This window comes from Methylobacterium sp. (assembly GCF_019750675.1).
Taxonomy (GTDB): Bacteria; Pseudomonadota; Alphaproteobacteria; order Rhizobiales; family Beijerinckiaceae; genus Methylobacterium.
The window spans coordinates 1-12,181 of the sequence record NZ_JAIEOF010000008.1 but is presented as its reverse complement, the minus strand read 5'-3'; the positions used below and the strand labels follow the sequence as shown (position 1 = coordinate 12,181).

Annotated in this window: 12 protein-coding genes and 1 pseudogene; 12 read left to right on the top strand and 1 reads right to left on the bottom strand. The window is 70.1% G+C overall.

Annotation, left to right across the window (positions count from 1 at the left end):
* Positions 1-99: 99 nt before the first annotated feature.
* The 12 genes from rpsF to K2X24_RS00290 all read left to right on the top strand — a co-directional run bounded on the left by rpsF (position 100) and on the right by K2X24_RS00290 (position 11,820).
* Positions 100-579 carry a 30S ribosomal protein S6 gene (gene rpsF, locus K2X24_RS00345; RefSeq protein WP_056190048.1) on the top strand — a complete coding sequence of 160 codons (480 nt, stop codon included), beginning with the start codon at positions 100-102 and terminating at the stop codon, positions 577-579.
* A 3-nt stretch (positions 580-582) separates the two neighbouring features.
* Positions 583-864 (top strand): 30S ribosomal protein S18, encoded by a 282-nt coding sequence (gene rpsR / locus K2X24_RS00340; RefSeq protein ID WP_292493610.1) that lies wholly within the window; start codon positions 583-585, stop codon positions 862-864.
* A gap of 155 nt (positions 865-1,019) precedes the next feature.
* Complete coding sequence (locus K2X24_RS00335) at positions 1,020-2,033, top strand: hypothetical protein (RefSeq protein ID WP_292493608.1); 1,014 nt, start codon at positions 1,020-1,022, stop codon at positions 2,031-2,033.
* A gap of 30 nt (positions 2,034-2,063) precedes the next feature.
* Positions 2,064-2,627, top strand: coding sequence for a 50S ribosomal protein L9 (gene rplI / locus K2X24_RS00330; RefSeq protein WP_292493606.1), 564 nt, complete (start codon positions 2,064-2,066; stop codon positions 2,625-2,627).
* A 288-nt stretch (positions 2,628-2,915) separates the two neighbouring features.
* Positions 2,916-4,406, top strand: coding sequence for a replicative DNA helicase (locus K2X24_RS00325; protein ID WP_243915747.1), 1,491 nt, complete (start codon positions 2,916-2,918; stop codon positions 4,404-4,406).
* A complete protein-coding gene (gene alr / locus K2X24_RS00320; protein WP_292493602.1) occupies positions 4,406-5,542 on the top strand; it encodes an alanine racemase in 1,137 nt (378 codons plus the stop codon). The genes K2X24_RS00325 and alr overlap by 1 nt, the downstream gene beginning before the upstream one ends.
* A gap of 48 nt (positions 5,543-5,590) precedes the next feature.
* Positions 5,591-7,027: a DNA repair protein RadA gene (radA, locus tag K2X24_RS00315; RefSeq protein WP_292493600.1), complete on the top strand. Its 1,437-nt coding sequence runs from the start codon at positions 5,591-5,593 to the stop codon at positions 7,025-7,027.
* Between the two features lie 206 nt (positions 7,028-7,233).
* A complete protein-coding gene (locus K2X24_RS00310) occupies positions 7,234-7,839 on the top strand; it encodes a CvpA family protein (RefSeq protein WP_238281971.1) in 606 nt (201 codons plus the stop codon).
* Between the two features lie 107 nt (positions 7,840-7,946).
* Positions 7,947-9,437 carry an amidophosphoribosyltransferase gene (gene purF, locus K2X24_RS00305; RefSeq protein ID WP_292493595.1) on the top strand — a complete coding sequence of 497 codons (1,491 nt, stop codon included), beginning with the start codon at positions 7,947-7,949 and terminating at the stop codon, positions 9,435-9,437.
* A gap of 7 nt (positions 9,438-9,444) precedes the next feature.
* Positions 9,445-10,194 carry an SDR family NAD(P)-dependent oxidoreductase gene (locus tag K2X24_RS00300; protein ID WP_292493594.1) on the top strand — a complete coding sequence of 250 codons (750 nt, stop codon included), beginning with the start codon at positions 9,445-9,447 and terminating at the stop codon, positions 10,192-10,194.
* A gap of 42 nt (positions 10,195-10,236) precedes the next feature.
* Positions 10,237-10,656: a dihydrofolate reductase gene (locus tag K2X24_RS00295; protein ID WP_292493592.1), complete on the top strand. Its 420-nt coding sequence runs from the start codon at positions 10,237-10,239 to the stop codon at positions 10,654-10,656.
* A gap of 36 nt (positions 10,657-10,692) precedes the next feature.
* A complete protein-coding gene (locus K2X24_RS00290) occupies positions 10,693-11,820 on the top strand; it encodes a carboxylate-amine ligase (protein WP_292493590.1) in 1,128 nt (375 codons plus the stop codon).
* A 10-nt stretch (positions 11,821-11,830) separates the two neighbouring features.
* On the opposite strand, the pseudogene K2X24_RS00285 reads toward K2X24_RS00290, so the two are convergent.
* Positions 11,831-12,181: pseudogene (locus tag K2X24_RS00285) on the bottom strand (ribosome biogenesis GTPase Der); the annotation flags it as partial.

Below are 12,181 nucleotides of genomic sequence, written 5' to 3'. Positions count from 1 at the left end.
GCTTGGCGCCGGGCGATCTCGCGTACGAACCGGCCCGACGCTCCCTTTCCCGCACGTATCCCGTGCCGTCGGGTCCCTTTGGATATGAAGGGCCCGTTAATGCCTCTCTACGAACACGTCTTCCTGGCGCGCCAGGACGTGACGGCCCAGCAGGTCGAGACCATGGTCGAGACCTACAAGGGCGTCATCGAAGCCAATGGCGGCAAGGTCGAGAAGATCGAGATGTGGGGCGTGAAGTCCCTCGCCTACCGCATCAAGAAGAACCGCAAGGCGCATTTCACGCTCCTCAACGTCGACGCCCCCCCGGCGGCGCTCGCCGAGATGGAGCGCCAGATGCAGATCTCCGAGGACGTCCTGCGCTTCATGACCGTCCGCGTCGAAGAGCTCGAGTCCGAGCCGTCGGCGATGATGCAGAAGCGCGACCGCGACGACCGCAAGGATCGTGAGCGCGGCCGTCGTCGTGACGACGAAGGCTTCGGTGGTGGTGGTGGATTCGGCGGCGACCGCGATCGCGGCGACCGTGGTGATCGCGGCGACCGGGGTGACCGCCCCGAGCGCAGCTTCGGCGGGGAGGCTTAAGTCATGGCATTTGGTGCTGGACCCGGTGCGCCCGCCGCTGGCGGCGGTGGTGGCGGCGGTGGACGCCGTCCGTTCTTCCGTCGTCGGAAGACCTGCCCCTTCTCGGGCGCGAACGCGCCCAAGATCGACTACAAGGACGTCAAGCTCCTGTCCCGCTACGTCTCCGAGCGCGGCAAGATCGTTCCGTCCCGCATCACGGCGGTGTCGGCCAAGAAGCAGCGCGAGCTCGCCCAGGCGATCAAGCGCGCCCGCTTCCTCGGCTTCCTCCCCTACGTGATCAAGTAAGACCGCGCGCCTCGGCCCGGATCGCCCGGGCCGAGGCACTCGTGCACGCCCGGCGTGCACGTCCGTACCGGCTTTCCCGATCGGGTGCCGGGAGTCGTTGGGGCGACACGCGCCTCTAACCCTGCCCGGATCGGGACAGTGGGACAGCGGGATTGATGACACAGTTTCTCGGCATCGGTATCGGCGCGGGCCTCGTCTCCGCCCTCCTCTTCGGCGTCCTGCTGAAGGCGACGGCGCTCGCGATCCTGCTCTACCTGCTCGCCCCGCTCCCGATCCTCATCGTGGGCCTCGGCTGGAGCCACCGGGCCGCCCTGGTCGCCGCAATCACCGGCGCTCTGGCCCTCGCCGTCGTGGTCCAGCCCTTTCTCGGTCTCGGCTTCTTCGCCTATCTGGCCCTGCCCGCCTGGTGGCTCGCCTACCTGGCGCTGCTCGGCCGCGCGAACGCCGACGGCACGATGGAATGGTATCCGACCGGCCGGCTCCTCGCCTGGACGGCGGGAACCGCCGGCCTCGCCTTCGTGGCGATCGCGGTGATCGCGGCCCCGAACTACGAGACCTTCCAGTCCCAGCTCCGGGGCATGACCCGGACGCTGATCCAGGTCCGGGCGGACCGCGCCGCCAATCCGGGCGCTCCCGTTCCGAAGCCGGCCGCGCCGGAGGCCGGCGCCGAGGCTCCGGCCGAGCCGGGCCCGCAGGACCCGGCCGAGACCACGCGGACCGAGGTCGCCAACGCGCTCGCCGCCATCGCGCCCGGCCTCGCCACCCACGGCCTCACGGTGCTGCTGACCTTCTATCTCTGGGCCGCCGCCCGCATCGTGCGCATCTCGGGGCGCCTGCTCCGCCCCTGGCCGGACCTCGCCGCGACAATGATGCCGCGCCGGGTGCTCGGCGTGCTGGCGGGCGCGATGCTCGTCGGCCTGGCTCCCGGCTACCTCGGCGTCCTCGGCGTCGCCGTGGCGGGCGCGCTGAGCGCCGCGTTCGCGATGCAGGGGCTGGCCGCCTTCCACGACCGCAGCCGCGGGCGGCCCGGGCGCCTCGCGCTGCTGTTCGGCCTCTACCTCATCCTGTTCTTCACCCAGGGCGTCGCCCTTCTCGCCCTGACCCTGTTCGGCATCGCCGATACCGCCCTCGACCGCCGCCGTCCCCGCGACGCGGCCGGACGACCCTGATCCTCACCGTAGAACCAAAGGACCAAGACCATGGAAGTCATCCTCCTCGAGCGCGTCGCCAAGCTCGGCCAGATGGGCGAGACCGTGAACGTGAAGCCGGGCTACGCCCGCAACTTCCTCCTGGCCCGCGGCAAGGCCCTGCGCGCCACCGCCAACAACAAGAAGCACTTCGAGACCCAGCGCGCCCAGCTCGAGGCCCGCAACCTCGAGCGTAAGTCCGAGGCGCAAAGCGTCGCCGAGACCCTTGAGGGCAAGAGCTTCGTGCTCATCCGCCAGTCGGGCGAGACCGGCGTGCTCTACGGTTCGGTCTCGACCCGCGATCTGGCCGACGTCGTCACCGCCGACGGCTTCACGGTCGGCCGCGACCAGTTCGCCCTGAACCAGCCGATCAAGACCCTCGGCCTGCACACCGTCCCGGTCGTGCTGCACCCCGAGGTCGAGGTCTCGATCACCGTCAACGTCGCCCGTTCGCCGGAAGAGGCCGAGCGTCAGGCCCGCGGCGAATCGACCACCGAGCGTGAGGCCTTCAACCTCGACGACCTCGGTCTCGAGGTCGGTGCGGCCCTCGCCGAGGCCGGCGACGACCGCGAGTAAGCGCGCCGAAACGCGGTGGACAGCGGGGATCGCCGGCTTTCCCGGTTGACTAGTTCCCGATTTGTTCCAGCATGGACGCCCGTCATCCGCGAGGATGGCGGGCGTTTCCATGAGCGGATGCCGGCCGGCGCGACCCGGGCGGGGGTGGCGCGAATGCCACGGTGGGTCAGCGCGAATCGGCTAAGGTTCGGCTAACCATGCCGGGGCCATGGTCGGCGGCTAGAACCCCGCGGCGGCCTCGTCGCCGCGCGGACACGGTATCGACGAGTCGGAGCCTCGAAACAGACCATGGCCCTGCCCAACGCCCTGACGGCCAACCTTCAGCCCGTCGCGCAGGAATTCCGCGTCGCGCCGCACAACATCGATGCGGAGCAGGCCCTGCTCGGCGCGATCCTGGTCAACAACGACGCCTATTACCGGATCTCGGACTTCCTCCTTGCAGAGCACTTCATGGAGGACGTCCACCGCAAGATCTTCGAGGTGGCGGCCCAGCTCATCAAGGCAGGCAAGCTCGCGACCCCCATCACCCTGAAGACCTATCTGGGCGACGCCGATCTCGGCGGCCAGACGGTGATGCAGTACCTCGCCCGCCTCGCGGCCGAGGCCACCACCGTCATCAACGCCGGCGATTACGGCCGCACCATCTACGATCTGGCCATTCGCCGCCGCCTCATCACCATCGGCGAGGACCTCGTGAACGGCGCCTACGAGGCGCCGGTGGAATCCTCGCCGCGCGACCAGATCGAGGGTACCGAGCGCCGGCTCTACGAGCTCGCCGAATCGGGCAAGTACGATGGCGGCTTCCAGAAGTTCTCGGACGCGCTCACGGCCGCCGTGGACATGGCGGCGAAGGCCTATCAGCGCGAGGGCAAGCTCTCGGGCATCGCCACGGGGCTGTCCGACCTCGACGCCAAGATGGGCGGCCTGCAACGCTCGGATCTCATCATCCTGGCCGGGCGCCCGGCCATGGGCAAGACCTCGCTCGTCACCAACATCGCCTTCAACGTGGCCAAGGCCTACCAGTCCGAGAAGCTGCCGGACGGCCGCACCGAGACCAAGAACGGCGGCATCGTGGGCTTCTTCTCCCTCGAAATGTCGGCGGAGCAGCTGGCCACCCGTATCATCGCCGAGCAATCGGGCGTGGCCTCCTACAAGATCCGTCGCGGCGACATCCAGCCGGCCGACTTCTACAAGATCACCGACGCCGCCCGCGACATGCAGACGATCCCGTTCTACATCGACCAGACCGGCGGCATCTCCATCGCGCAGCTCGCCGCCCGCGCGCGCCGCCTGAAGCGCCAGAAGGGCCTCGACCTCCTCATCGTCGACTACCTGCAGCTGCTGTCCGGCTCGGGCAAGCGCAGCGACAACCGCGTGCAGGAGATGACCGAGATCACCACCGGCATGAAGGCGCTGGCCAAGGAGCTGGCGGTGCCGATCATCGCCCTGTCTCAGCTCTCGCGTCAGGTCGAGAACCGCGAGGACAAGCGGCCCCAGCTCGCGGATCTCCGCGAATCGGGCTCGATCGAGCAGGACGCCGACGTGGTGATGTTCGTGTTCCGCGAGGAGTACTACGTCAACAACAAGAAGCCCCGCGAGGGCACCGAGGAGTTCTTCGCCTGGGAGGCCGAGATGAACCGCGTCCACGGCAAGGCCGAGGTGATCCTTGGCAAGCAGCGCCACGGCCCCACCGGTACCGTGGAACTGCAGTTCGACGCCAACATCACGCGCTTCTCGAACCTCGCGCAGTCGGATCGCATGCCGGAGCAGCACATGTGATGCGCGGCCCGCGCTCCGTCAGCCAGGGAGATCTCGCGATTCAAGACCTCACCCACGGCGCCCGCCTCACCGTCAACCTCGCGGCCATCGCGGAGAACTGGCGCCGCCTCGCCGCGCAGGCGCCGGATGCGGCCTGCGCGGCGGTGGTCAAGGCGGACGCCTATGGCTGCGGGCTCGCCCGGGTCGCGCCGGCCCTGTGGGCGGCCGGGTGCCGGACGTTCTTCGTCGCTCACCTGAGCGAGGGCATCACCGCCCGCGCGGCCCTGCCCGAGGCGACGATCTACGTGCTGAACGGCCTGCTGCCGGGCCTCGGTCCGGCGCTGGTCGCGCACGACCTCCGGCCCGTCCTCGGCAGCGGCGAGGAACTCGCCGAGTGGGCGGCCCTGGCCGAATCGGCGGGCCGGCGCCTGCCGGCCGCGCTGCACGTCGATACGGGCATGAACCGCCTCGGCCTGCCCGTGTCCGAGGCCCTGGCCCTGGCCGGCGATCCGCTGATCGCCCGCGCGGGCATCGCCCTGCTGATGACCCACCTCGTCAGCGCCGAATTGTCGGGCGACCCCATCAACGCGCGCCAGGCGGCGGATTTCGCCCGCGTGCGTGCGGCCCACCCCGGCATCCCGGGCTCGTTCGCCAATTCCTCCGGCATCTACCTGGGCGGGCCGGCGCATCACGATCTGCTGCGTCCGGGCTACGCCCTGTTCGGCGGGAACCCGACGCCCTGGAAGGCCAATCCGATGCGGCCCGTGGTGCGGCTCGAGGCGCAGATCGCCCAGGTCCGCACGGTCTCGGCCGGAGAGACCTGCGGCTACAATGCCCGGTGGCGGGCGGCCGAACCCCGGCGCCTCGCCACGCTGTCGATGGGCTACGCGGACGGCTATCCCCGCGCCGCGAGCGGGCGCGGCATGGCCCTCGTCGACGGCTCACGCTGCCCGATCCTCGGCTTGATCTCGATGGACCTCGTCATCCTCGACGTCACCGACGCCCCCGGAGCCGTGCGCGGCACGTCCGCGACCCTGATCGGCGACGCCCTCGACGTCGACACGGTGGGACGGGCCGCCGGTACCATCGGGTACGAGATCCTCACCGGCCTGGGTTCTCGCTATGTTCGCCATTATATGACAGGACACGACGCCTGACGCCAGCCTGACGGACGGCGTCGCACCGTCCCCCTCAGCGGAACCGCGATGGCCAAGATCCACCAGACCTTCGTCTGCCAGTCCTGCGGGGCGGTCTACAACCGCTGGCGCGGGCGCTGCGAGGCCTGCAACGGCTGGAACACCATCGTCGAGGAGACCGGCGCCACCGGGCCGCAGGCCGGGCCCGTCAAGACGCGCCCGAGCCGCGCGCGGGGCCGGGTCTTCGCCCTGGAGGGCCTCACCGGCGAGGTGAAGGAGGCCCCACGCATCCCCTCCGGCATCAACGAGCTCGACCGCGTCACCGGCGGCGGCTTCGTGCGCGGCTCGGTGATCCTGCTGGGCGGCGATCCCGGCATCGGCAAGTCGACCCTGCTGATGCAGGCCTCCGCCGCCATGGCGCGCACGGGCGAGCGCGTGGTCTACATCTCGGGCGAGGAGGCGGTGGCCCAGGTGCGCCTGCGGGCCGAGCGTCTCGGCCTGTCCTCGGCCGAAGTCGAACTCGCCGCCGAAACCAATGTCGAGGACATCGTCGAGACCCTGTCGCAGGGGCGCCCGCCCGCGCTGGCCATCATCGACTCGATCCAGACCATGTGGACCGAGACCGTGGAATCCGCCCCCGGCACGGTCACGCAGGTGCGCGGCTCGGCCCAGACCCTGATCCGCTTCGCCAAGACCAGCGGTACCGCGGTGATCCTCGTCGGCCACGTCACCAAGGACGGGCAGATCGCCGGTCCCCGCGTGGTCGAGCACATGGTCGATGCCGTCGCCTCCTTCGAGGGCGACCAGGGCCACCACTTCCGAATCCTGCGCGCGGTGAAAAACCGCTTCGGGCCCACCGACGAGATCGGGGTGTTCGAGATGACCGATATGGGTCTGGCCGAAGTGCCGAACCCCTCCGCGCTGTTCCTGGCGGGGCGCGACCATGCCGCCCCCGGCACCGCGGTCTTCGCCGGCATGGAGGGCACGCGGCCCCTGCTGGTGGAGATCCAGGCCCTGGTCGCCCCCTCCTCCCTGGGCATGCCGCGCCGGGCCGTGGTGGGCTGGGACCCGAATCGGCTCTCGATGGTGCTGGCCGTGCTCGAAGCCCACGGAGGCATCAGGCTCGGCACCCACGACGTCTACCTCAACGTGGCCGGCGGCCTGCGCATTTCGGAGCCGGCGGCCGACCTCGCGGTCGCGGCTGCCCTCGTGTCTTCCCTCTCCGGGGCGACGCTACCGCCCGAGACGGTCTATTTCGGCGAGATCGGGCTCTCGGGGGCGGTCCGCCCGGTGGCGCAGGCCCCGGCCCGGCTGAAGGAAGCGCTGAAGCTCGGCTTCGCCAAGGCCGTCATGCCCCAGGGGCGCGGCGAGGGCGGCGACGGCGGCCTGACGACGGAGGCCCTGCGCCACATCGCCGACATGGTGGTGGGCATCGCCAGCAACGGCCCGCGCCGGGGCGCGTCGCGGCGCGGACACAACCCGCCGGATTACGGCGACGACGACTGATGCGGCGCTCGCGCGATCCCCTCTCCCGCCGAAAGCGCGCTGGAGGGGATCGCCGCGATTCGGACTGCGCTCGAACAGGTCTCGGATGGCCGCCCAGGCCAGGGTGACGGCCGAGTTTCGGCAGGATATACGGGGTGGCGGCCGGGGGATGCCGCACGATCCGATCATCGTCGCCGCTCCGCCCCATGAAGTGACATTTCTCAGAGATGCCGTTCTCCGTTCTCGATCTCGTCGTGCTGGGTATCGTCGTGGTGTCGGCGCTGTTGGCCGCCGTACGCGGCGCGACCCGCGAGGTGCTCGCCATCATCGCCTGGGTCGCCGCCGCCGCCATCGCGTGGAAATTCCATCCGCTGCTGCTGCCCACCGTCAGCCAGCACGTGAGCAACCCCACCGTCGCCCTCGTGGCCTCGATCGCGGCGATCTTCCTCGTGACCCTGATCGTGGTGTCCATCCTCACCGTGAAGGTGTCGGACATGATCCTCGATTCGCGCATCGGCGCGATCGACCGGTCGCTGGGCTTCCTGTTCGGAGCCGGGCGCGGCTTCCTGATCTGCGTGATCGGCTGGGTGTTCCTGGCCTGGCTGGTGCAGGGCAAGATGCCGCCCTGGGCCTCGGAGGCCCGCAGCCGTCCGATGCTGGAGAAGTCCGGCGAGGCCCTGGTGGCCCAGCTGCCGGAGAATCCGGAAGGTCTGCTCAAGCAATTCAAGAAGCCGAAGGGGGAGACGCCGGCCGACCCGGTGGAGCCGCCCGAAGGCGAGGTCCCGGCACAGCGGCGCACGGAAGTGCCAGCCACGCCCGCCCCGCGACGCTGATCTGCGTTGCCGCGCGCTTGGTCGCGGCGCGAAGGCCGATTACATGACGGTCGTCTGACGGTGCCCGCGTGGGGTTCGCGCGGGGCCAACCAGGGAAGGACATCACCATGTCAGTAGCCAAGTCGAGCGCCCGCCCCCCTGTCGAGGTCGTGGACGGTCTCGACCGCGACGGCGATACGCTGCGCGAGGAGTGCGGCGTCTTCGGCATCTTCGGTCATCCGGATGCCTCCGCCATCGTCGCCCTCGGCCTGCACGCCCTGCAGCATCGCGGCCAGGAGGCCGCCGGCATCGTCTCCTTCGACGGGGAGGTGTTCCATTCCGAGCGCCGGCCCGGCCTCGTCGGGGATTCGTTCTCGGACCGCTCGACCATCGAGCATCTCGAAGGTCCGGCCGCCATCGGCCACGTGCGCTACTCCACCACCGGCGGTACCATCCTGCGCAACGTGCAGCCGCTCTTCGCCGAGCTCGCCAGCGGCGGCCTCGCGGTGGCGCATAACGGCAACCTCACCAACGCCCTCTCGATCCGCCGCGATCTCGTGCGCGACGGCGCCATCACCCAGTCGACCTCCGACACCGAGGTGATCCTGCATCTGGCCGCGCGCTCCCGCGCGCCGCGCATCGTCGAGCGCTTCACCGAGGCCCTGCGCCAGATCGAGGGCGCCTACGCCATCGTGGCGCTCACCAACAAGAAGCTCATCGGCGCCCGCGACCCCATGGGCATCCGCCCCCTGGTGCTCGGCGAACTCGACGGCCGCTACATCCTGGCCTCCGAGACCTGCGCGCTGGACATCATCGGCGCCAAGTTCATCCGCGATGTCGAGAACGGCGAGATCGTGGTGATTTCCGAAGAAGGCATCGAATCGATCCGCTTCGCCCCGGCGCAGCCGATGCGCCCGTGCATCTTCGAGTACATCTACTTCGCCCGGCCGGATTCGGTGGTGAACGGCAAGAGCGTCTACGCCGTGCGCAAGAACATCGGCCACGAGCTCGCCCGCGAATCGGCCACCGCGGCGGACGTGGTCATCCCGGTGCCGGATTCCGGCGTGCCGGCGGCGTTGGGCTTCGCCCAGGAGACCGGACTGCCCTTCGAGATGGGCATCATCCGCAACCACTATGTCGGGCGCACCTTCATCCAGCCGACCCAGTCGGTGCGCGAACTCGGCGTGCGCATGAAGCACTCGGCCAACCGGGCGGTTGTCGAGGGCAAGCGCATCGTGCTGGTCGACGACAGCCTCGTGCGCGGCACCACCTCGGTGAAGATCGTGCGGATGATGCGCGAGGCCGGCGCCCGCGAGGTGCATTTCCGGATCGCCTCGCCGCCGATCACCTTCCCGGACTTCTACGGCATCGACACGCCGGAGCGGGAGAAGCTGCTCGCCGCGACCCACGACCTCGAGGGCATGCGCCGCTACATCGGCGCCGATTCCCTGGCCTTCCTGTCCATCGACGGCCTCTACAAGGCCATGGGCGAGGAGCGCCGCGACGAGGCCTGCCCGCAATACACCGACCATTGCTTCACCGGCGACTACCCGACCGCCCTGACCGACCTCGCCATCGCGGGGCCGCGCCGCCTCGCCATGCTCGCCGAAGCCGATTGAGCGCCCGATGAGCCACACGACCCAGCCGCTGGCCGGCCGCCTCGCCGTCGTCACCGGCGCCTCGCGCGGCATCGGCCGCGCCGCCGCCCTCGCCCTGGCGCAGGCCGGCGCGCACATCGTCGCCGTCGCCCGCACGCAAGGGGGCCTCGAGGAACTCGACGACGCCATCCGGGGCGTCGGCGGCAGCGCCACCCTGGTGCCCCTCGACCTCACGGATTACGACGCCATCGACCGCCTCGGTGCCGGCATCCACGAGCGCTGGAAGCGCCTCGACATCCTGGTGGGCAATGCCGGCATCCTCGGCAACCTGACGCCCATCGGGCACGTGACGCCGAAGACCTGGGCGCAGGTGATGGACATCAACGTCACGGCGAATTACCGCCTGATCCGCTCGTTCGATCCGCTGCTTCGGATGTCCGATGCGGGCCGCGCCATCTTCGTGACCTCGGGCGCCGCGCAGAAATGCCGGGCCTATTGGGGGCCCTACTCCGTCTCCAAGGCGGCCCTCGACGCCCTGGTGCGGACCTACGCGGCCGAGACGGCGACGACGAACGTGCGCGCCATGCTGCTCAATCCCGGCCCCCTGCGGACCGCGATGCGCAAGGCCGCGATGCCGGGCGAGGACGAGACGACCCTGAAGACCCCGGACGACCTCGCCCCGCACTTCGTGCGCCTCGCGAGCCCGGATTTTTCGGATTCCGGCAAGATCTACGACTTCCCGAGCGATCGCGTGCTGACGCCGCAGATGCCGGGCTGACGCCGGCCGCGCTCGTCCCGACCCCTTCCGCCCGAGAAACACATGATCGACGTTCGCTGCATCTGCGCCATCGGCCTTCGCGGACAGCTCGGCCTCAACGGGCACCTGCCCTGGGAGGGCAACACCGATCCGCTCTTCGTCGAGGACGTGACGCGGTTCTTCGCCGTCACCATGGGCCACGTCCTGATCGCCGGCCCGAAGACCATCGCGTCGGTGCCCGAGTTCGCGTTCAAGGACCGCACCATCGACGTCATCCGCAGCCACGAGGACCCGGAGGCCGTGCTGGCGCGCTATCCCGGACGGCGCATCTACGTCGGCGGCGGCATCGCGGTCTGGGACGTCTATGCCCGGTACATCCAGCACTGGGACATCACCCGCCTGCCCTACGACGGCGAGGCCGACCGCTGGTTCGACCCGGCCTGGCTCGTCGGCGGCCCCGCGCGGGCACAAACCGGCGCCTGACGGGTTGAGGGGAGCGACCATTCCACAAGGCTCCCGATGACCTCAGCCCCCTACCGCTTCGGCATCGAGGAGGAATATTTCCTGGCCGATGCCGAGACGCGCGGCACGCCGCGCCGCTCGGTGAAGCCCTTCCACGTCCAGGCCGGCGAGGAACTACCCGAGATCGGGCGCGAACTACTCCAGTGTCAGGTCGAGGTCTGCACGCCGCCCGCGACGGATTTCGCGCAGGCGCGCGAGGTGCTGGCCCGCCAGCGCGCGGCGCTGGCGAAGCTCGGGCGCGAGCACGGTCTGCTGGTCTTCGCCGCCGGCACGCATCCGGTCGCGGACTGGGCGCGCCAGCTCCCCACCAAGGGCGACCGCTATCGCGGCATCCTGCGGGACGTCGGCCTCGCCGGTCGGCGCAGCCTGATCTGCGGCATGCATGTCCACGTGGAGGTGCCCGACCCCGACGCCCGCGTCGACCTGATGAACCGGCTGCTGCCCTACCAGCCGCTGCTGCTCGCCCTCTCGGCCTCGTCGCCGTTCTGGCAGGGCAAGCCGACGGGTCTCAGCGCCTATCGCCTCAGCGCCTTCGGCGAGCTGCCGCGCACCGGCCTCCCCGATCTCTTCGCCGATCAGGCGGCCTACGCGCGCTACGTCCGCATCATGACCAACGCGGGATCGATCCAGGATGCCAGCTTCCTGTGGTGGTCCCTGCGTCCCTCGATCAAGTTCCCGACGCTCGAACTGCGGATCGCCGATTCCTGCACCCGCCTGGACGATGCCCTCACCATCGCGGCCCTCTACCGCTGCCTCGTCCGCCTCGTGGTGCGCCGGCCGGACCTCAACGCCCGTCTCGACGGGGCCTCGCGGGCGCTCGCCCAGGAGAATCTGTGGCGGGCCCAGCGCAGTGGTACGGAGGCGGAGCTGATCGACGAGGCGAGCGAGGCGGCATTGCCCTTCGGGCAGGCCCTGGACAACCTCCTCGCCCTCGTCGCCGAGGATGCCGCCGCCCTCGGCTGCGAACCGGAGGTCGCGCGGGCCCGGAGCATCCTCGCGCACGGTACCAGCGCCGACCGCCAGATCGCGACCTTCGAGGACACGCGCAACGGCGACACCTCGAATCGTCAGGCCCTCGACGCGGTGGTGGACTGGCTCGCGGAGACGACCTGCGGGGCGGCGTGAGCGCCCCGCCTCAGCCCTTGTTCTCGCGATCGAACGGGTTCTTCGAGGTGCGTAGAGACAGGCGGATCGGCGTGCCCGGCAGCGTGAACGCCTCGCGCAGGCCGTTGACCAGGTAGCGGGTGTAGGATTTCGGCAGGCCGTCGAGCTGGTTGCCGAACAGGGCGAAGTGCGGCGGGCGGCTCTTCACCTGGGTGGCGTAGCGAATCTTGATGCGCCGGCCCGAGACCGCCGGGGGCGGATTGCGCTGCAGCGCCTCGCTCAGCCAGTCGTTGATCCGCGAGGTGGAGACGCGGGTGCTCCAGGTCTCCTCGGCGCTGATGACCGCCTGCATCAACTTGTCGATGCCCTCGCCCGCGAGGCC

Excerpts from the sequence above, each read along its gene's own strand:
- rplI (WP_292493606.1), top strand. The coding sequence starts at position 2,064 with ATGGAAGTCATCCTCCTCGAGCGCGTCGCCAAGCTCGGCCAGATGGGC.
- radA (WP_292493600.1), top strand. The coding sequence starts at position 5,591 with ATGGCCAAGATCCACCAGACCTTCGTCTGCCAGTCCTGCGGGGCGGTC.
- K2X24_RS00295 (WP_292493592.1), top strand. The coding sequence starts at position 10,237 with ATGATCGACGTTCGCTGCATCTGCGCCATCGGCCTTCGCGGACAGCTC.
- alr (WP_292493602.1), top strand. The coding sequence starts at position 4,406 with ATGCGCGGCCCGCGCTCCGTCAGCCAGGGAGATCTCGCGATTCAAGAC.
- K2X24_RS00310 (WP_238281971.1), top strand. The coding sequence starts at position 7,234 with ATGCCGTTCTCCGTTCTCGATCTCGTCGTGCTGGGTATCGTCGTGGTG.
- K2X24_RS00300 (WP_292493594.1), top strand. The coding sequence starts at position 9,445 with ATGAGCCACACGACCCAGCCGCTGGCCGGCCGCCTCGCCGTCGTCACC.
- purF (WP_292493595.1), top strand. The coding sequence starts at position 7,947 with ATGTCAGTAGCCAAGTCGAGCGCCCGCCCCCCTGTCGAGGTCGTGGAC.
- rpsR (WP_292493610.1), top strand. The coding sequence starts at position 583 with ATGGCATTTGGTGCTGGACCCGGTGCGCCCGCCGCTGGCGGCGGTGGT.
- K2X24_RS00335 (WP_292493608.1), top strand. The coding sequence starts at position 1,020 with ATGACACAGTTTCTCGGCATCGGTATCGGCGCGGGCCTCGTCTCCGCC.
- rpsF (WP_056190048.1), top strand. The coding sequence starts at position 100 with ATGCCTCTCTACGAACACGTCTTCCTGGCGCGCCAGGACGTGACGGCC.
- K2X24_RS00290 (WP_292493590.1), top strand. The coding sequence starts at position 10,693 with ATGACCTCAGCCCCCTACCGCTTCGGCATCGAGGAGGAATATTTCCTG.
- K2X24_RS00325 (WP_243915747.1), top strand. The coding sequence starts at position 2,916 with ATGGCCCTGCCCAACGCCCTGACGGCCAACCTTCAGCCCGTCGCGCAG.